General features: G+C 43.7%; 19 protein-coding genes and 1 other annotated feature. Of the genes, 17 read left to right on the top strand and 2 right to left on the bottom strand.

The annotated features are described in order from the left end of the window. Positions 1 to 76 precede the first annotated feature (76 nt). The 14 genes from alaS (at position 77) to KNP96_RS01780 (ending at position 13945) form a co-directional block, all read left to right on the top strand. Positions 77 to 2719: an alanine--tRNA ligase gene (gene alaS / locus KNP96_RS01845; protein WP_214768673.1), complete on the top strand. Its 2643-nt coding sequence runs from the start codon at positions 77 to 79 to the stop codon at positions 2717 to 2719. Between the two features lie 34 nt (positions 2720 to 2753). After that, the gene (locus KNP96_RS01840; protein WP_029331017.1) at positions 2754 to 3023 is read left to right on the top strand and encodes an IreB family regulatory phosphoprotein; all 270 of its coding nucleotides are present in this window, start codon (positions 2754 to 2756) and stop codon (positions 3021 to 3023) included. After that, positions 3020 to 3442 carry a Holliday junction resolvase RuvX gene (ruvX, locus tag KNP96_RS01835; RefSeq protein ID WP_029331016.1) on the top strand — a complete coding sequence of 141 codons (423 nt, stop codon included), beginning with the start codon at positions 3020 to 3022 and terminating at the stop codon, positions 3440 to 3442. The genes KNP96_RS01840 and ruvX overlap by 4 nt, the downstream gene beginning before the upstream one ends. 13 nt (positions 3443 to 3455) lie before the next feature. Then, on the top strand, positions 3456 to 3743 hold the full coding sequence (locus KNP96_RS01830) for a DUF1292 domain-containing protein (protein ID WP_214768670.1): 288 nt from the start codon (positions 3456 to 3458) through the stop codon (positions 3741 to 3743). Continuing rightward, positions 3730 to 4023, top strand: a complete 294-nt coding sequence (locus KNP96_RS01825; protein WP_029331014.1) for a DUF1292 domain-containing protein — start codon at positions 3730 to 3732, stop codon at positions 4021 to 4023. Before KNP96_RS01830 ends, KNP96_RS01825 begins: the two co-directional genes overlap by 14 nt. A gap of 79 nt (positions 4024 to 4102) precedes the next feature. Continuing rightward, entirely contained in the window at positions 4103 to 5251 is a 1149-nt protein-coding gene (gene mltG, locus KNP96_RS01820; protein WP_214768668.1) for an endolytic transglycosylase MltG, read from the top strand. A 71-nt stretch (positions 5252 to 5322) separates the two neighbouring features. Further along, the gene (locus KNP96_RS01815) at positions 5323 to 5964 is read left to right on the top strand and encodes an O-methyltransferase (protein WP_029331012.1); all 642 of its coding nucleotides are present in this window, start codon (positions 5323 to 5325) and stop codon (positions 5962 to 5964) included. Positions 5965 to 5980: 16 nt separating this feature from the next. Next, positions 5981 to 6628, top strand: a complete 648-nt coding sequence (udk, locus tag KNP96_RS01810; RefSeq protein WP_214766460.1) for a uridine kinase — start codon at positions 5981 to 5983, stop codon at positions 6626 to 6628. Positions 6629 to 6684: 56 nt separating this feature from the next. Then, positions 6685 to 7158 carry a transcription elongation factor GreA gene (gene greA, locus KNP96_RS01805; RefSeq protein ID WP_088837506.1) on the top strand — a complete coding sequence of 158 codons (474 nt, stop codon included), beginning with the start codon at positions 6685 to 6687 and terminating at the stop codon, positions 7156 to 7158. A 53-nt stretch (positions 7159 to 7211) separates the two neighbouring features. Continuing rightward, positions 7212 to 7919 carry a 5'-methylthioadenosine/S-adenosylhomocysteine nucleosidase gene (gene mtnN, locus KNP96_RS01800; RefSeq protein ID WP_088837505.1) on the top strand — a complete coding sequence of 236 codons (708 nt, stop codon included), beginning with the start codon at positions 7212 to 7214 and terminating at the stop codon, positions 7917 to 7919. 107 nt (positions 7920 to 8026) lie between these two features. After that, on the top strand, positions 8027 to 8971 hold the full coding sequence (locus KNP96_RS01795) for a beta-ketoacyl-ACP synthase III (protein ID WP_088837504.1): 945 nt from the start codon (positions 8027 to 8029) through the stop codon (positions 8969 to 8971). 1 nt (position 8972) lies between these two features. Beyond that, positions 8973 to 10214 (top strand): beta-ketoacyl-ACP synthase II, encoded by a 1242-nt coding sequence (gene fabF, locus KNP96_RS01790; protein ID WP_088837503.1) that lies wholly within the window; start codon positions 8973 to 8975, stop codon positions 10212 to 10214. Between the two features lie 331 nt (positions 10215 to 10545). Then, the gene (locus KNP96_RS01785) at positions 10546 to 12093 is read left to right on the top strand and encodes a peptide ABC transporter substrate-binding protein (protein ID WP_088837502.1); all 1548 of its coding nucleotides are present in this window, start codon (positions 10546 to 10548) and stop codon (positions 12091 to 12093) included. 208 nt (positions 12094 to 12301) lie between these two features. Continuing rightward, on the top strand, positions 12302 to 13945 hold the full coding sequence (locus KNP96_RS01780) for a peptide ABC transporter substrate-binding protein (RefSeq protein ID WP_088837501.1): 1644 nt from the start codon (positions 12302 to 12304) through the stop codon (positions 13943 to 13945). A gap of 105 nt (positions 13946 to 14050) precedes the next feature. Here the strand turns inward: KNP96_RS01780 and trpS are convergent, their stop codons facing one another. Both trpS and KNP96_RS01770 read right to left on the bottom strand, forming a co-directional pair. After that, on the bottom strand, positions 14051 to 15055 hold the full coding sequence (trpS, locus tag KNP96_RS01775) for a tryptophan--tRNA ligase (RefSeq protein WP_239456910.1): 1005 nt from the start codon (positions 15053 to 15055) through the stop codon (positions 14051 to 14053). Between the two features lie 50 nt (positions 15056 to 15105). Further along, positions 15106 to 15314 (bottom strand) — a binding site (T-box leader). A gap of 60 nt (positions 15315 to 15374) precedes the next feature. After that, positions 15375 to 15755 (bottom strand): DUF3899 domain-containing protein, encoded by a 381-nt coding sequence (locus KNP96_RS01770; RefSeq protein WP_088837499.1) that lies wholly within the window; start codon positions 15753 to 15755, stop codon positions 15375 to 15377. 271 nt (positions 15756 to 16026) lie between these two features. Here KNP96_RS01770 and KNP96_RS01765 point away from each other — a divergent pair, with 271 nt between their 5' ends. From KNP96_RS01765 to opp3C, 3 genes are all read left to right on the top strand, one after another. Further along, positions 16027 to 17634 carry a peptide ABC transporter substrate-binding protein gene (locus tag KNP96_RS01765; protein WP_088837498.1) on the top strand — a complete coding sequence of 536 codons (1608 nt, stop codon included), beginning with the start codon at positions 16027 to 16029 and terminating at the stop codon, positions 17632 to 17634. Positions 17635 to 17971: 337 nt separating this feature from the next. Continuing rightward, positions 17972 to 18898: an oligopeptide ABC transporter permease gene (opp3b, locus tag KNP96_RS01760; protein WP_088837497.1), complete on the top strand. Its 927-nt coding sequence runs from the start codon at positions 17972 to 17974 to the stop codon at positions 18896 to 18898. Beyond that, positions 18898 to 19929: an oligopeptide ABC transporter permease gene (gene opp3C / locus KNP96_RS01755; protein WP_088837496.1), complete on the top strand. Its 1032-nt coding sequence runs from the start codon at positions 18898 to 18900 to the stop codon at positions 19927 to 19929. The genes opp3b and opp3C overlap by 1 nt, the downstream gene beginning before the upstream one ends. Positions 19930 to 19943: the final 14 nt, after the last annotated feature.

Raw genomic sequence — 19943 nt, 5'->3', positions numbered from 1 at the left:
GTCCCTTTCCTAGGGGATGATGCATCGTTTTTTTTGCGTTCAGGATGAACTTATTAATTAATTGGGGGTATTTTCGATGAAACCATTAAAACCGTTGACTGGCGCACAAATCCGTCAGATGTATCTCGACTTTTTCCAATCGAAAGGTCACGCTGTGGAACCGAGTGCTTCTCTCGTACCAGTGGAAGATCCAACATTGCTTTGGATTAACTCAGGTGTCGCGACATTAAAAAAATATTTTGATGGACGTGTCATCCCAGACAATCCACGAATCGTCAATGCACAAAAATCGATCCGGACGAACGATATCGAAAACGTCGGTAAAACGGCACGTCACCATACGTTTTTTGAAATGCTCGGTAACTTTTCAGTCGGTGATTACTTCCGTGAAGATGCGATCAAATGGGGCTGGGAACTCTTAACGAGTGACGAGTGGTACGGTCTAGATCCAGAGTACTTGTCTGTTACGATCCATCCGGAAGACGATGCGGCACGCCAAATCTGGCTTGAGCTCGGTGTTCCGGCTGAACGGATCATTCCGCTCGAAGATAACTTCTGGGAAATCGGTGAAGGTCCATCTGGTCCGAACACGGAAATTTTCTTTGATCGTGGTCCAGACTTCGGTGACGACCCGAACGATTCAGAACTCTACCCGGGTGGCGAAAATGAACGTTATCTTGAAATCTGGAACATCGTTTTCAGTCAGTATAACCATGATGGAAACGGGAACTACACAGAACTTCCACGCAAAAACATTGATACAGGAATGGGTCTCGAACGGATGGCTAGTGTCTTACAAAACGTGCCGACGAACTTCGATACGGACTTGTTCATGCCGATCATCCATAAGACGGAAGAAATGAGTGGTAAAAAATACCGTGATGACGCGAAGCTGGATGTAGCATTCAAAGTCATCGCTGATCATATCCGAACAGTTTCGTTTGCGATTGGCGACGGCGCATTGCCATCGAACGAAGGACGCGGGTATGTCCTCCGTCGTTTACTTCGCCGGGCAGTCCGCTATGCGAAGATGCTTGGAATCGAACGTCCGTTCATGTACGAGCTCGTGGATACGGTCGGTGGCGTCATGGTTGACTTTTACCCACAAGTTCCAGAGAAGGCGGACTTCATCAAACGTGTCATCAAGAATGAAGAAGAACGTTTCCATGAAACATTACAAGATGGTCTCGCGATTTTAAATACGGTCGCTCAGACGGCTAAAAATAATGGAGAGCATACGATTAGTGGGGAAGATGCATTCCGTCTTTACGACACGTACGGTTTCCCCCTCGAATTGACAGTCGAATATGCAGAAGATCATCAAATGGCAGTTGACGAAGAAGGCTTCAAACGGGCGATGGATGAGCAACGTAAGCGGGCCCGTGCGGCACGTGAAGATGGCGGATCGATGCAACAGCAATCTGAAGTTCTTGCGACATTGACGGTACCAAGCCGGTTCGTCGGTTATACGGATGTGAAGACGGATGCAACGATCGTCGCATTGCTTCATGATGGAGAACATGTCACGGAAGTCGCAGCAGGCGAACAGGCACAAGTCATTTTAGACATCACGCCGTTTTATGCTGAGAGCGGTGGTGAAGTCGCGGATACAGGAACGATTGAAGGAAAAGATTTCGTCTTAGACGTCAAAGACGTACAAAAAGCACCGAACGGTCAAAACTTGCATACGGTCATCGTTCGGACGGGGATTGCACTCGCGGACGCTTCAGTCATCGCAGAAGTCGAAGGCGCAGCACGTAAAGCCATTACGAAAAACCATACAGCAACACACTTGTTGCATAAAGCACTAAAAGATACACTCGGCACGCACGTCAATCAAGCAGGATCACTCGTGTCAGCAGATCGTCTCCGCTTTGACTTCTCTCACTTTGGTGCAGTCACGGCAGATGAACTGAAAACGATTGAACAGGATGTCAATCAGGCAATCTGGGCATCGCTGGCTGTCAATATCGAAGAAATGAACATCGCCGATGCAAAAGCAAAAGGGGCAATGGCACTGTTCGGTGAAAAATATGGTGAAACGGTCCGCGTCGTATCGGCAGGAACGTATTCAATCGAATTATGTGGCGGGATCCACGTCAAGAACACGGCGGAAATCGGTCTTTTCAAAATTGTTTCTGAATCAGGTATCGGTGCTGGTACACGTCGGATTGAAGCGGTCACAGGAGCTGGTGCATATCGTGTCATGAATGCGCATCTTGAGACGCTCGAACAAGCAGCACGTGTCCTGAAGACGAAAACGACGGAAGTTCCGAGTCGAATCGAAGCGTTACAAGTTCAATTACGTGAGACAGAACGCGCAAACGAATCACTCCAAGCAAAACTTTCGAATATCGAAGCAGCATCACTTAAAGATGACGTTGAACTGATCAATGGTGTGCAAGTCCTTTCGAAACGTGTCGATGTGTCTGATATGGATGCATTACGTGGGATGATGGATGAATTGAAAGGTTCACTCGAGTCAGCAATCATCGTCCTCGGCAGTGCGCAAGGCGACAAAGTGAACCTCGTCGCAAGCGTCTCAAAAGACTTAATCGACCAAGGTTATCATGCTGGGAAATTGATTAAAGAAGTTGCGACACGTTGTGGCGGCGGTGGCGGTGGTCGCCCTGATATGGCCCAAGCAGGCGGGAAAGATGCTTCGAAATTAAATGAAGCGTTGGCGTATGCTTCACATTATGCGCAATCACTGGCATAATAGAAAAGTAGTGTAAATGAAAGAGGTGATTAACGTGAGTCAGATGGATCAAACGATGAAATTTAATTTTCCGGAAGACGATAGTAAAGCAGCGACACGGGAAGTGTTGTTGACGGTCTATCACGCTTTGGAAGAGAAAGGATATCATCCAATTAATCAGATCGTCGGATACCTTCTATCTGGGGATCCTGCTTACATTCCTCGTCATAATGATGCACGTAATCTAATCCGTAAGATTGAACGAGATGAATTGCTTGAAGAACTCGTCAAATCCTATCTGTCGGAGAGTGGAGACAAAAAATGAAGCGTGCGATCGGACTCGATGTCGGTTCGAAGACGATTGGAGTCGCGGTGAGTGATTTGATGGGCTGGACGGCGCAAGGCGTCGAGACCGTCAAATGGACAGAACCCGATTATCCTGTCGCCTTCAAGCGACTAGAGGCAATCATTAAAGAGTACGGTGTCGAAATCATCGTCATCGGACATCCGAAAAACATGAACGGTTCGATTGGTCCGCGAGCAGAAGCAAGTGAAGCGTTCGCGCGTGAAATCGAATCAGCGACAGGACTTTCAACAGTTCTCGTCGATGAGCGTCTCACGACGATGCAGGCAGAGCGTATGTTGATCGACGCAGATGTCAGTCGAAAAAAACGAAAACAAGTCATCGATAAGATGGCGGCAGTCATGATCCTACAATCGTATTTGGATCGGGCGAACCGGTAAAGGAGGAAATGAGATGTCTGAAGAAAAGCGCCAGTATCTCTTTCCGGATGAAGACGGTGGCGAACATCTTTTCGAAGAATGGTACCGTTATGTCAGCGAGCGAACAGGGAAAACGTATCTGTTCCTCGAAATGATAGGGAATCCAGAAGATGGCGCAGATGATTTAATCATCTGTGAGATTGATGAGTATGGAGAAGGCGACGATGATTTTGAACTGAGCCTGATCGATGAAAATGATGAGCAGATTTGGGATGAACTCGAGACTGCATTAAAGGAGCGGATGAATGATGCAACAGAATGAACCAACACGTTACGTAATTCCAGATGGTGAAGGTAATGATTTCGAATTTATGGAGCGGTTACGTTATGAGAGCCCACGCTCAAACAAAACGTATATCTTCCTCGAGCCAGTCGGTGCTGACTACGACAACGCGGAAGAAGTCGACATCTTCGTTTACGAACTAGACGAGTATGGCGACGGAGACAATGACTTCAATCTTGTTCCGATCGAAGAAGATGACACGGAAACGTGGGATGAAATCGAAGAAGTCTTCAATACATTAGAAGACGAGCTTGAATAACCGACTCGTGTATAAGGTGATGTCGAAGGAGCAATGCTCTTTCGAGGTCACCTTGTTTTAAGAGAAAAAGGAGGAACCGATGGAGAACGAATGGAAGCACAATGCTGAAATCGAAAACAAGCGCCGCCGGACATCACGCCGGATTACGCTCATCATCCTTTCAGTGTTATTCACGATTTTCTTAGTAGCAGGTGCGGCAATCTATATCTTTTTAAAAAATTCACTCGAACCCGTCAACGCGGACGCAACAAAATCCGTGAAAGTCGAAATTCCGTTAGGTGCTGGAACAAGTACGATTTCAAATATCCTAAAGGACAAAGAATTGATTGCAAATGAAACGATTTTTCGCTATTACGTTCGCTATAAGAATGAATCGTCATTCCAAGCGGGAACGTACACGCTGACGCAAGCGATGACACCGGACGAAATCATCAATAAGTTGAAAACCGGTAAAGTCATGAAAGCAGCAGATGTCAAGATGACGATTCCTGAAGGGATTACGATGGATCGGCAAATCGCCGTGATTGAAAAAGCAACGGGCTTTAAGCAAGAGGCTGTTCGTAAAGCACTGACGGATCAAACGTACATCAACAGTTTGATTGAAAAGTATCCGATGTTAACGGATGAAGTGAAACAAAAAGGAGTACTCTACTCCCTTGAAGGTTACTTGTTCCCGGCGACGTATGAATTTGATAAAGGGAAAAACATCAATCAAATTGCTGAGACGATGCTTGACGAGATGGAAAAAATTTATGATGCAAATGCAGATGCGATTAAAGAATCAGGAATGACATTCCATGAAGTCCTCAGTCTTGGATCGATGGTTGAACGTGAAGCGGCAACAGCGAAAGACCGCCGTGAAATCGCTGGCGTTTTCAAAAATCGTCTTGATGATGGTATGAAACTTCAGTCGGATCCAACAGTCTGGTATGGTACGGGGGAAAACACGGCATTAACGACATTGAAGGATCTTGAGAATAACTCGAAATACAATACGTATAAATATGAGGGAATTCCAATCGGTCCGATTTCAACAGTCAGTAAAGATTCCGTACTCGCCGTACTCAATCCGAATAAAACAAAGTATGTTTATTTCTTTGCTCGGCCACCGAGTGAAAAAAATCCAAAAGGACAGATTCTTTACGAAGAGACGTATGAAGAACATCAACGTAATGTCGTAAAGTATAAACCGGAATGGGTTGAATACGAAGCAAGTAAAGAGCAATGAGCATCGGGTTGGTTTGGGACGAGTATTTTCGTTCCAGGTCAACCTGTTTATGCGGAGAAGGAGTAGTTCGAATGAATGAGTTTACAGCGTATGTTGAAGCAATGATTAAGCCACGTGATTCGCTACTCGAAGAGATGGAAGCATATGCTAAGGAACATCACATCCCAATCATTGAATTGACGGGGTCAGAAGTGTTATTATCCTTGCTGACGCTACAACAACCAAAGCGGATACTCGAACTCGGGACGGCAATTGGATATAGCGCGATTCGAATGGCACGTGCATTGCCGAACGCACGCATCACGACAGTCGAACGAAATGCAAAACGGTATGAAGAGGCAAAAGCATTCATCGCCCGGTCAGATGTCGCGGACCGAATTGACATCGTTTTTGCAGATGCAGTAGAATTAGCCGAAACCCTTGACCAAGAGTTCGATGCAATCTTCATCGATGCGGCGAAAGGGCAGTATAAAAAATTCTTCAACGGTTATGGGCGGCTTGTGCCAATAGGCGGGATTTTATACACGGATAATCTGTTTTTACATGGTGATGTTTTAGAAACAGATCCAAAAACGTTTGATCGAAGAAGACGACGACTCGTCCGTCTCGTCAAGGAATTCACAGTCTGGATGATGGAACAAGAACAATACGATACGACGATTTTTCCACTCGGAGACGGTGTTTCCGTAAGTCGAAAAATCAAGTCGGAATGATGGAGGAACAAAATCAATGCAAAAACCGGTTGTAATTGGCGTTGCTGGAGGTACGGGATCAGGAAAGACGACAGTCGCACGCTCACTCGTCGCAGCTTTCCCGAGCGAATCGATCGTCATGATCGAGCAAGATGCTTACTATAAAGATCAAAGTACACTCTCGATGGAAGAAAGATATCAAACAAATTATGACCATCCGTTTGCATTCGATAATGATTTGCTGATTAACCACATCAAATCGTTACGTGAAAACATTGCGGTCGAAAAACCTGTTTATGATTACGTTGCGCATACGCGAGCGGAGGAGACGATCAAACTCGATCCACGTGATGTTATCATCGTCGAAGGAATCTTAGCGCTTGAAGATGAGCGTTTACGGGAATTGATGGATATTAAAGTGTTTGTCGATACAGATGCGGACGTACGGATTTTACGACGGATGCAACGTGATATCAACGAACGTGGTCGATCAATCGACTCGGTCGTCGAGCAGTATACGAATGTCGTCCGTCCGATGCATCTTCAGTTTTGTGAGCCGACAAAACGCTATGCAGATATCATCGTTCCGGAAGGTGGAGAGAATCATGTCGCGATTGATCTCCTCGTAACGAAGATTCGTGCCATACTCGATTATCGAACAGCACTTGATGAAAGAGGATATTGATTCCAAAAAAGATGTGAATATACTATACTAGTGGAATAAAAAGGAGCGTGACAAAAATGGCAGAAAAACAGTATTATATGACGCTTGACGGTAAAGCGAAAATTGAGAACGAGTTAAACGAACTGAAGTCAGTCCGCCGTAAAGAAGTAGTTGAAAATATTAAGATTGCCCGATCTTTCGGAGACTTGTCTGAGAACGCAGAATATGATTCAGCGAAAGAAGAACAAGCGATGGTCGAAGGACGAATTGCACAACTTGAGGAAATGCTACGTAACGTAGCAATTATTTCTGAAGAAGAAAAGGATATTTCGGTCGTTAGTATCGGAACGACGGTCACATTCTTGATTCTTGAAGATGATGAAGAAGAAACGTACACGATTGTCGGAAGTGCAGAAGCGGATCCGTTCACAGGTAAAATCTCGAACGAATCACCAATCGCTAAAAGCTTACTCGGACATAGTGTAGGTGAGAAAGTATCGGTACAGGCTCCAGGTGGAGATTTCGCTGTAAAAATTACATCGATTAAATAAATAAAACGATGAAGCCGGAGCAATCCGGCTTTCTGTATGATGGAGGAATGAGTATGCCAATCGCTATCATTGGAGCAATGGAAGAAGAGGTCAACTTACTTCGGAATGAACTTTCTGAACGAAAAGACACGATGATTGCTAACTATCATTTTTATGAAGGTTTGTTGAACAGTGTGCCAGTCGTCATCTTGAAATCAGGCATCGGGAAAGTGAATGCTGCGATTGGAACGACATTGTTACTGGATCATTTTAAACCCAGTGCCGTCATCAATACGGGTTCTGCTGGTGGATTTAAGGCAGGGCTGACTGTCGGTGACGTCGTCGTCTCGACAGAAGTCCGTCATCATGATGTCGACGTGACAGCATTCGGATATGAATATGGACAAGTACCGGGTATGCCAGCTGCTTACGTGGCAGACGAAAAACTTGTCGCGACAGCTGAAGCCGTCATCGAACGGATGGAGTCGATTAATGTCGTTCACGGTCTAATCGTGACAGGAGATTCCTTCATTCAGGATACAGAGCGCTCGACACTCATTAAAAAGAACTTCCCGGACGTCGCAGCAGTTGAAATGGAAGCAGCACCGATCGCACAAGTCTGTCATCAATTCGATGTTCCTTTCGTCGTAACACGTTCGATCTCGGATAGTGCAGATGAGGAAGCTTCACTCTCATTTGATGAATTTTTAGAAATTGCGTCGATTAACTCTGCGAAGATGGTCATGGAAGTTGTACGAACGCTAGCAGATTCAGAAGCGTAAGGTGGACGGAGGAGGGCCTTGATTGAAGGGACCCTTCTTTTTTCTTTGACAAAAAAGGATTAACGCTTTATATTAGTACCAGATACTAATACTAAAGGAGCGACCACATGAATATCGGGATTGTAGGACTAGGGACGTCATTACCAGAACGTCGAATTACAAATGATGATTTAGCGAAAACGCTTGATACGAGCGATGAATGGATTCGGACACGAACGGGAATCGGTGCAAGACGGATTGCAACAGACGAAGTCGATGTAACGGATTTAGCGACAGAGGCCGCTAAACAAGCATTGATCGATGCGGACCTAACAGCAGACGATATCGGATTGATTGTCGTCGGAACAGCGACGGGACGTGCCTTTCCTTCAACAGCCTGTATCGTTCAGGAACGGTTAGGGGCGCTAGGCGCGACGGCATTTGATGTTAGTGCTGCCTGCAGCGGCTTCATTTTCGCTCTTCAAACAGCATCAAGCATGATGGAGACGACGAACTCTAAATATGCGCTTGTCATTGGGGCAGAAAAAATGTCGAGCATCGTCGACTGGTCAGACCGGTCGACAGCAATTTTATTTGGAGATGGTGCGGGTGCAGTCGTCCTCGGACCAACAGAACAGCAAGGGTTGAATGCGTTTGAACTCGGAACGGATGGGCGAGGAGCGCATCTGTTGTTTAAAGAGTTGGATGGGCCAATTGAAATGAACGGACGAGAAGTGTTTAAATTTGCCGTTCGAAAATTACCAGAGATTGTCGATAAAGTCATTCAAAAAGCGAACGGATCGTTGGAATCACTTGACTTATTGATTCCGCACCAAGCAAACTTACGGATTATCGACGCGGCACGCGAACGATTAGGCATCGATGAAAAGAAAGTCATCGTCACGATTGATGAACATGCAAATACATCAGCGGCTTCGATTCCGTTGGCTTTAGAAGAAGCGCGGCGTCAAGGGCGACTACAGCCGGGAACGACACTCGTTCTCGCAGGCTTTGGTGCCGGATTGACTTGGGGAGCTTCTTACATTACTTGGACTAAAGGGGAGAACATATAAGATGACGAGAAAACGAGTAGTAGTTACTGGTATGGGTGCACTAACACCGATTGGAAATGATGTGGATACATTTTGGAATGCATTAAAAGCAGGTGAAAACGGGATTCGTCCGATGGAGCGACTTGATATCGATGAGTATCCAACAAAAGTGACGGGTGAGTTACAAGGGTTTGATATTACAGAATTCATCGAAGCAAAAGAAGCACGCAAGATGGATCGATTTGTTCACTATTCACTGGTCGCAAGCATGGAAGCTGTCAAAGATGCAGGACTTGATGTCAAGTCGAATGCTGAACGTACAGGCGTATGGATTGGTTCAGGGATTGGTGGCGTGGAGACGATTGAAAAACAAGCGAAAATCTACTTTGAGCGCGGACATCGTCGTGTCAGCCCGTTCTTCATTCCAATGATGATTCCGAATATGGCTAGTGGTCAAGTTTCGATTTATACAGGAGCGAAAGGTCCAAATAACTGTTCTGTCACTGCCTGTGCTTCAGGTACGAATGCAATCGGTGAAGCGTTACGCGTAATCGAACGTGGTGATGCGGATGTCATGATTGCCGGTGGGGCGGAAGCACCAATCACGAACTTAGCGTTCGCCGGTTTTTGTGCGAACAAAGCGATGTCGACAAATCATGACCCGAATACAGCGAGCCGTCCATTCGATGAGGGACGCGATGGATTTGTCATGGGAGAAGGGGCAGGCATTCTCGTCCTTGAAGAATACGATCACGCGATTGCTCGTGGAGCAAAAATCTACGCAGAGGTCAGTGGATACGGTCTGACTGCAGATGCGTATCATATTACTGCTCCAGATCCGGATGGTGATGGAGGCGCACGTGCGATGGCGATGGCGATTCAAGATGCGAACATCGAGCCAACTGCTGTTCAATATATCAATGCGCATGGTACGAGTACGCCAATGAATGATGTTCTGGAAACGAAAGCCATTCATACGGTCTTCGGAGAACATGCAGCGAAACTCGCTGTGAACTCGACGAAATCAATGATCGGTCATTTACTCGGTGGTGCAGGTGGCGTCGAGGCGATTGCAACAATCAAGTCGTTGCAAGAACAAACGGTTCACCCGACGATTCATCTCGAACAACCAAGCGAAGGCTGTAATTTAGATTACGTTCGTGAAGGTAGCAGAGCATGGGACGTCGAGTATGCAGTAAGCAATTCGCTCGGTTTTGGTGGGCACAATGCATCACTCGTCTTTAAGCGGTACCAGCAAGCATAATTCTTGAAGGATTGCGCTCTAAACCGCCTGCATGCCCGGTTTTCCGTCACGGTATTACCTAAAAAGTGTCATATTTCGTTGACTCCTACGGGAAAAGTGCGTGTTTAACGCATTGTCAGAGGCAGGCAAGACCTTGCTCGTTGGCCGCTAGGATCCAAGGAGCAACAGCTTGCGCAACGCCCGAGGAAAGCAACGAAAAAAATGCTTTATCTCTTGATAACACTTTGTCTACAGCCTGGAGCGACCTACTGTCAATAAGACAGTAAGGTCGCTTTTTTGGTTGAATTCTGTTTGAATAATAGAGTCACTTTAAAAATAAAAGGGGAAAAATATGTCTAAGCAATTTAAACTGTTTGTTTTAATGTTTTTAGTAATCGGAGTAATCATTAGTGGATTCGTTGTGTTTCAACAAAACACAACAGAGGAAGCCTCTACAAAAAAGCAACAACAGCATATGACAATCATTGAGTCATCGATGCCACGAGTACCGGATATTGCACAGGCAACAGATAATCGTTCACAAACGTTGCTTGCACAATTATATGAAGGACTATTTGTGTTTACTGGCGGTCCATCTGTCCGAAAAGGTCTCGCCCGAACGATGACTGTTTCGGATAACGGCTTGACGTACACGATTGAACTAAAAGAAACAAAGTTCGTTGACGGTACGCCAGTCGAAGCGCAAGATTTTGTTGATAGTTTTCAACGTGTTGCTTCAAATGAGACAAATTCACCATATGGTTTTTTATTTGAAGTTTTTAAAAATGGACGACAAGTCAATGATGGCGAACTCCCACCGAATAAACTTGGTGTTAGAGCAGAAGGAAAATCAACGCTAATCATTGAATTAAATCAGCCGGTTTCGGATTTATCACAATTACTGGCCATGTCTGTCTTTTATCCACAACCTGAAGTAAGCGAATGGTCGGATTTGAATGAAAATGGTCCATTTAAAATGCGTGAGATGAAAAAGGCATCCTACATGCTTGAAAAAAATGATCATTATCATCAAGCGACTGTGGTTCAGCTCGATACCGTCAAAAGTATCACCGCTAAAAGTATGTCAGATCAGGTGACAGCATATCGAAATGATCAGGCAGACATGTTGCCATTAATTGAAGGATTTGATACAAATCTTTTGATGGGGGACGAGCCTACTTATCAAAAAAGTCGGAGCGGAGTCTTTTATCTGGCCTTTAATATGAACGACCCATTATTTAAAAGTCGAAATGCCCGTCAAGCCATCTCTTCTACACTGATGAATCAACAAACACTGAACTTGCCGCTCGGATTATCAGGGAAACCGACGAATCGTTTTGTAGTAACGGCGAGTGACTGGATTTCTCCACCTCAAGAGCAAACAACGACAAAGTGGAAACAGGCAACTAAGAAAAAAGTGAAGGTTGAATTGTTGAATTTTGATGATCAAAAAGCATTGGAGCTAGGGAAAACAATTGAAAAAATTCTTGAAAAGCAGCTGCCTGGAATCGATATTGTTACTAAAAATGTAGATATCGAAGATAAAATACGCCTTGAACAATCTGGTGATTTTTCCATGACGCTGACAGGCTGGATGCCTGACTACCCAGGTCCTCTCGCATATTTAAATCAATTCGTATCCGATAATCCTTTGAATAAAGTAAATTACAATTCAAAAGAATATGACAAATTGATTAAAGAAACAAGAAATGTAAAGACAATAAAAGAAAAAACTGTAGGTTATCGAACTGCTGAAAAAAAATTGATTGAAAAAGATGCGGTCATTATTCCACTTTATCAGACAACGGAAAATATGTTGGTAAAAGAAGGGATAAACGGCTTGACGGTGCCAATTTATGGACCTGAATATTTGCTTCGAACAGTAAAGAAATCGAATTAATCAATTAAGGAAGGACATGGGATGCACCCATGTCCTTCTTATTTTTTTGAAAAAATATTTAGAAAAATCGGATAAAAGCTTTGCAAAATTATCAGAACATTGTAAACTATTTGTAACGGAGAGTTTTGTTCGGCCAAAAAGTACTACTTTTTTTCGGACAAAAACTTTAGATTACTAGCTTTGGAAATTTTAGGGGGGTCATCGTATCATGAAAAAGAAAAGTTTTGCACTCGCTACCTCGGTAGCGCTCGTATCAAGCGCATTCCTTGCTGCTTGTTCGACGACTGATTCAAATGATTCATCGGGCGATAACGGTTCGGACAAAAAATCAAGTGAGCAGACGCTTAACCTGATCGAAAGCGCGGATATCCCGACGCTTAACCCAACAACTTCTACGGACGCTGTTTCTTTCAACGTCTTGAACAACACGATGGAAGGTCTTTACCGTTTGGATGACAAGCAACAGCCAACACCAGGTATTGCAGAAAGCCATACGGTTTCTGACGACAAATTGACGTACACGTTCAAGCTACGTGATGCTAACTGGTCTGATGGTACACCAATCACTGCAAAAGACTTCGAGTACGCTTGGAAAGAAGTGCTTAACCCAGAAAACGCATCGCAATATGCGTACGTATTCTACAACATCGAAGGTGCTGAAGAATACAACACGAAAAAAGGCGAGCGTGACGCGGTAGGCGTTAAAGCAGTTGATGATAAAACGTTCGAAGTAAAATTAAAATCACCTGCAGATTACTTCCTCGGATTGACTGGATTCGGTCCATTCATGCCGAAATCGGAAGAACTTTCGAAAGAAATCGGTAAGGGCTTCGGTACGACAGCTGACAAATCACTTTACAATGGACCATTCAAGTTAACAGAATGGACACGTGAACAAGGCTGGAAAATGGTTAAAAACGATAACTACTGGGATAAAGATAGCGTCAAATTAGACACGATCAATGTTAAGGTCGTAAAAGAAATTTCGACTGCTGTTAACCTTTACGAAAAAGGGACGATCGACCGTACAGGTCTTTCATCTGAATTCGTAGCTCAGTATCAAGATAATAAAGAATTTGAAACTAAAGGTGAATCAACAATCTTCTACCTTTACTTGAATACGAAAGTTGAAGCACTCGAAAATGAAAAAATTCGCCGTGCGATCGACATGGGATATAACAAAAAAGGAATCACGGATGTCATCCTTGCAAACGGATCACTTCCAGCAAACTATCTTGTACCAAAAGACTTCGCGAAAGATGCTGACGGAAAAGACTTCCGTGAAAAGTATCCAACATTCAACGAGTTCAATGCGGATGAAGCGAAAAAACTTTGGGAAGAGGGCTTAAAAGAAATCGGCAAAGATTCAGTCGAACTTGAGCTTCTTAACTATGATAGTGATGATGCGAAGAAAATCGGTGAGTTCTTGAAAGGCGAGCTTGAAAAGAACCTTCCAGGTATGAAAGTCACAATCAAGCAACAACCGTTCAAAAACAAACTTGATCTTGAAAACAAAGGCGACTTCGAATTCTCATTCGCAGGCTGGGGTCCTGACTATCAAGATCCAATGACGTTCCTCGATCTCTTCTTGACTGATGGACCATATAACCGTGGTGACTGGTCAGATCCAGAGTACGACAAACTCATCAAAGATGCACAAACACAAACGGATGCAGCAAAACGTTGGTCTGAGCTTCAAGAAGCAGAGAAAATCCTTCTTGATTCTGCGGGAATCTCACCTGTTTATCAACGTGGACGTGCGTTCCTCGTTAAACCATACGTAAAAGGTGTTGTCGAGCATAACTTCGGCGCAGACTTCTCTTACAAATGGGCTTCGATCGAAGGTAAATAAAATGTCAAGAGAGCGTCTCTAGTGTAGAGATGCTCTCTTTTTTTGACAAAAGGTCCCATACTCTTTACACAAAGAGCACGGGACCTTTTTTAATGAAAGAATTGATTATTTTTTGACTTTAGCACGTTTGCGTTGGAGCCCCATGGCTTTTTCTACTTTAGCAAGTTTACGAGAAGCGACGAGGTCAGCTTTTTCACGGCCTTGATCTAAAATGACATCGAGTTCTTCTGAATCGATTAACTCATAATAGCGCTTTTGAATCGGCTCGAGCTCGGCAATGATTGCTTCAGCAACATCTGCTTTGAACACACCATAATTTGAACCTTCGTATTTCGCTTCGAGCTCGGCGATGGAGATATTAGCGAGTAGTGAATAGATTTCGAGTAAGTTTGAGACACCCGGTTTGTTTTCCCGATCGAACTTAACAATTCCTTCCGAATCCGTCACGGCCGACTTAATTTTTTTACGGATACTAGCTGGTTCATCGAGCATCGTGATGTAGCCTTTTGGATTCGTATCTGTTTTAGACATTTTTTTCTCTGGTGTCGTCAAACTCATGATACGAGCACCTGTTTCTGCGATGACTGGCTCAGGCATTTTAAAGGTCTCATAGTACCGGCTATTGAATCGTTGTGCTAAGTCGCGTGTCAACTCGATGTGTTGTTTTTGATCTTCACCGACAGGGACGAGTTCCGCATCATATAAAAGGATGTCAGAGGCCATTAACGTCGGATAGACGAAGAGACCTGCGCCAATCCGCTCTTTTCCTTGTGATTTATCTTTATATTGCGTCATGCGTTCAAGTTCACCCATACCTGCTAGGCACGTTAACATCCATCCGAGCTGCGCGTGTGCTTTGACTTCTGATTGGACGAAAATCGTCGCTTTTTCTGGGTCGAGACCACTTGCAATATACAGTGCAGCGAGGGCACGTGTATTGTTCATCAACTCGACACGGTCAATCTCGACTGTGATCGAATGGAGATCGACGATACAATAATAGGCATCATGCTCATCTTGTAAGTTGACAAAATGCTTCATCGCCCCAATGTAGTTTCCTAGGGTGACTGTACCGGTTGGTTTAATACCTGAAAAAATCGTTTTCATAATCGTTTCCCTCCGAAAATAGAATAAAAAAAGATGACTCGTCCCTTGAATAATCAAGGGACGAGTCATCGCGTTGCCACCCAAGTTGCTATGATAATAGCCGCTCTAAACTGCTGTAACGGGCAATCCCGTCTGACTCTACTTCACTGTTCAAGTCAGCCACTCCGAAGTCCATTCCATCTGCATCCACTATCCATTCACACCAACCATGGACTCTCTTAAAGTGACGACTCGATGTACTACTCTTCTTCACCGTGTTATTATACATGTAACTTAACAAGATTTTACCATAGACCATTGTCTAGCGTCACGAAAAATTCGTTTAAACGAATGATAAAAGCAATGAGAAAACAATGCACAATAAGCCGCTAGACAAGTATGGCCCTGTCCGGTTTAAAGAACGTTTCCGCTTTTCTTCATACACTTCGTGCTCTTCATCCTCGTCCTCGTGATACTCACCATCGATTTCTCGTAATCTTGCCTCACGTTGTTTTTTGAACCCGGCAGTCAGTCCTCTAAAAAATCCATTTGCAGACATGTTAGAAAATAATCCGATTGCCATTAAGATGAATCCTGAGATAAATAACCCACCCGAAAAGTGATAAAAAAAAGAATGGGTTGAATCCGTGAAACTCGCCCAAATGGTGTAAATAATCGATAAAATTAAAGCGATTAAAATCGGACGAAACAAGTGAAAACGCATAGTAGTCCCCCTTAATATGGATTATGAATTCATTATACGCAATGCTCCCGAAAGTTACGAATTTATTACGGTTATATATCTTAAAACAGCAAATAGTGTGACTATTCACTTGACGTTATTGTTATTCTCACATAAAATCAACTTATCACTTCGTTTGAATTTTCGAAACCAGGTCAATGCATTTTGGGGAATGCATGTGGATTCGATCCAACGTTATTGATGTCATAACTGTTTATGGCAACTTGAAAATTGAAAAGGAGATGACTCACCGATGAAGAAAAAAACTGTCGGTCTCGCGTTATCAGTCATGCTAGCAGGGAGTGTAGTCCTTGCAGGATGTTCGACGAGCGGAGATAAAGATTCAGGTTCTTCAGACAAGAAAAACTTGCGCTTAACGAGTACGTCCGATATTACGACGGTCGACCCGGCTAAAGCAACGGATTCAGTCGCATTTGATATGATTGGGAACACGATGGAAGGACTCTACCGGTTAGACAAAGAAGGTAAGGCGATTCCTGCACTAGCCGAAAAAACAGATATCTCGAGTGATAACCTCACGTACACGTTTACACTTCGTGAATCGAAATGGTCTGATGGTTCTCCAGTCAAAGCACAAGATTTTGAATTTGCTTGGAAACGTGCAGTTGATCCAGAAACAGGTTCAGGATATGCCTATATCTTTGATACCGTCAAAAATGGTGCAGCTGTCTCACAAGGGAAAAAACCAGTTGATGAATTAGGAGTCAAAGCACTTGATGATAAAACGCTTGAAGTAACACTTGAGCGTCCATCGCCGTACTTCTTGTCACTGACGTCATTTGGAACATATACACCGATTAGTGAAGATTTTTATAAAAAGAACGAAAAAGACTTTTCACTTCAACCGGATAAATTGTTATACAACGGACCATTCGTTTGGACCTCTTGGAAAACAGATTCAAAACGTGTCTTGACTAAGAATGAAAACTATTGGGATAAAGATGCCGTCAGTCTTGACGAAGTAACGATTCGTGTCGTTAAAGATTCGTCAACGGTTACTAACCTGTATGAATCGAATGACATCGATTATGCTGGCTTAACATCTGAACAAGTTGCTGTTTATGAATCGAAACCTGAATTCAATACGGCATTACGTTCTACGATCGCTTATTTGAAGTTCAATAACGAAGATGCGACGATGAAAGATGTCAATGCCCGCAAAGCGATCGCTCGCGCAATTGATCCTAAAGGCATCACGGAAACGTTACTTGCGAATGGTTCGATTCCAACAACAAGCTTCATTCCAAAAGACTTCATTAAAGATGAAGCTGGAAAAGACTATACGAGTGACATTAACTGGTTCGATCGTGATGGGAACGAAGCAGCTGATCTTTGGAAAAAAGCAAATGGCGATAAGAAAACAACGATTGAACTATTATCGTTCGACAGCGAAGACTCTAAAAAGACAAGTGAGTACATGAAAGGTCAAATTGAAAGAAACTTGCCGAACGTGACAGTTTCAATCAAACAACAGCCATTCAAGAACAAACTCGATTTAGAGTCTAAAGGTGACTACCAAATGTCGTATTCACTTTGGGGTCCTGATTACCAAGATCCAATGTCGAATTTGTCGATCTTTGAATCAACAAATAGTCAAAACGATGTTAATTACGACTCATCAGCATATGATAAGTTGTTGAATGCTGCCAATAAAGAAGCAGATGTTACGAAACGTCTCGACTTGTTCAAGCAAGCGGAAGCCCAATTGATCGAGAAAGATCAAGCAATTGCGCCATTGTATCAAGCAGGTGCAGCTTACTTGAGCCGTCCGACAGTTGAAAACTTCAAACGCCAATTGTTTGGTGCGGATTTCCAATACAAATATGTTGATATGAAGTAAAAAAACTGGAGCGTCCCGAATTAGGTTCAGGGAACGCTCCTGTTTTATACTACTTTTTCTGAATGTGTAATCATTTCTAAACGAAATGTGAACTATTTGTAAAAAAGATGTTCTAATTACTTTGTTAGCAAAGTATAATGGAATCAAACGAAAAATTCTGAAATATTGGTTAACTGTGAAAAAACAGTGATCATGGGGGGGCATCATATCAGGTTGGGACAAAAAAGAATTTAAAATTTTACAACAAAATTCTTGAATGTTCCGACAATTTTACGTCATACTGGTTTTATTGATGTTTTCGAAAAAAACAGAAAAATCTTTATAGGGGGTGCCATCTATGGGCCGTTATTTAGCTCAACGCCTTACTTACGGCGTACTGACGTTTTTACTCATCGCTTCATTCACGTTCTTCTTGATGGATCTGTTACCAGGTTCACCGTTCCAAAACCAGGAAAAGCTTTCTCCTGAGCAATTGAATATCCTTCGGGATAAGTACAACTTGAATGATCCACTTCCACAACGCTACGCAGCGTACATGGTTAACTTGTTCCAAGGTGACTTAGGAGTATCATTTAAATATGATAGCCGTCCTGTTACAGATTTAATCATGGAACGGATCGGACCGTCAGCTCAATTAGGAGCACAAGCACTTATACTCGGTGTCTTTGCAGGTCTTTTACTTGGTGTCGTTGCGGCACTACGTCATAACACAGCGATTGATTACGGTGCGATGTTTGCATCAGTACTCGGTATTTCAATACCGTCGTTCGTATTTGCTTCGCTTCTTCAATACTACGTAGGAGTGAAATGGGGCATTTTGCCGGTCGCCTTCTGGGAAAGCCCAGCACATACGATTTTGCCTACAATTTCCTTGTCCTTAGGAGTTACTGCCTCCATCGCTCGTTTTGTTCGAACGGAGATGCTCGAGGTAACAGGACAGGATTATGTCACGCTTGCTAAGGCAAAAGGACTAGATGGACAATCGATCACGTGGAAACACATGGTGCGTAATGCCTTGATTCCAGCAATTACGATTCTTGGACCGATGACTGCTGCCTTAATCACAGGAACACTCGTCATTGAAAGAATCTTTGCTGTACCGGGTCTTGGTGAGTTGTTCGTATCATCAATCACGCTAAATGACTATACAGTCATCATGGGAACAACACTGTTCTTCTCAGCGGTCTTCATCCTTATGATTTTGATCGTCGACTTACTGTACGGTGTCGTTGATCCACGGATTCGTTTGGGGGGTAATGAATAATGGCAGAGCAAAATTCAAATGCAAAAACGGAACAATTCGATTCGTCACTGTTTCAAACGGTTGAGTTCAACGAACAAGCCGGAGAGCGTATCGCCGGAAAAAGTTTAAATTTCTGGCAAGATGCCTGGACGCGTCTTATTCGAAATAAAGCAGCGATTCTTTCGCTCATCATCATTCTTATCATTGCGTTACTTTCAATCTTCGGACCGATGATTTCAGGGCGCGATGCTTACACGCAAACAATCACGCAAGCGAAACTACCACCAAAAGTAACAGGGCTTGAGTGGGCCGGATTTGATGGTATGGCAACATTAGGTGATAAAGAAATTGATTTTTACGAGCAAAAACAAGTAACAGAAAACTACTGGTTCGGAACGGATCATCTCGGACGTGACTCTTGGTCACGTGTCTGGGAAGGTACACGCGTTTCACTCTTTATTGGTGTCATGGCTGCAATCATCGATGTCATCATCGGTGTCACATATGGTGGACTTTCTGCTTACTATGGCGGTCGTGTTGATAACATCATGCAACGTATTACGGAAATCCTGACCGGGATTCCGAACTTAATCTTAATCATTCTGTTCATCTTGATTCTTGAACCGGGGATCACGACGATTATCTTGGCGATGACCATCACCGGATGGATTGGGATGAGTCGACTCGTTCGAGGACAAATCTTGAAACTTAAGAATCAGGAATTTGTACTCGCAGCACGTACGCTTGGGGCTTCTAGCTCACGTTTAATCTTTAAGCATTTGATTCCAAATACTCTTGGAATTATTATCATCTCACTTATGTTCACGATTCCTAGTGCGATTTTCTTCGAAGCGTTCCTTAGCTTCATTGGACTTGGTCTCGCTCCACCGAAACCGTCCCTTGGTACATTGATCAACGAAGGGTACAAAGAATTGAAGACGTTCCCTTACTTGCTTGTCGTGCCATCGACGGTCATCGTACTCCTAATGATCAGCTTTAACATGTTGGCCGATGGATTACGGGATGCGTTTGACCCACGTCTACGCCGCTAACGGAAATTAGAGAG

Origin of the sequence: Exiguobacterium sp. s133 (assembly GCF_018618595.1) — a bacterium.
Taxonomy (GTDB): Bacteria; Bacillota; Bacilli; order Exiguobacteriales; family Exiguobacteriaceae; genus Exiguobacterium_A; species Exiguobacterium_A oxidotolerans.
This window is presented reverse-complemented; position numbering and strand designations above follow the sequence as displayed.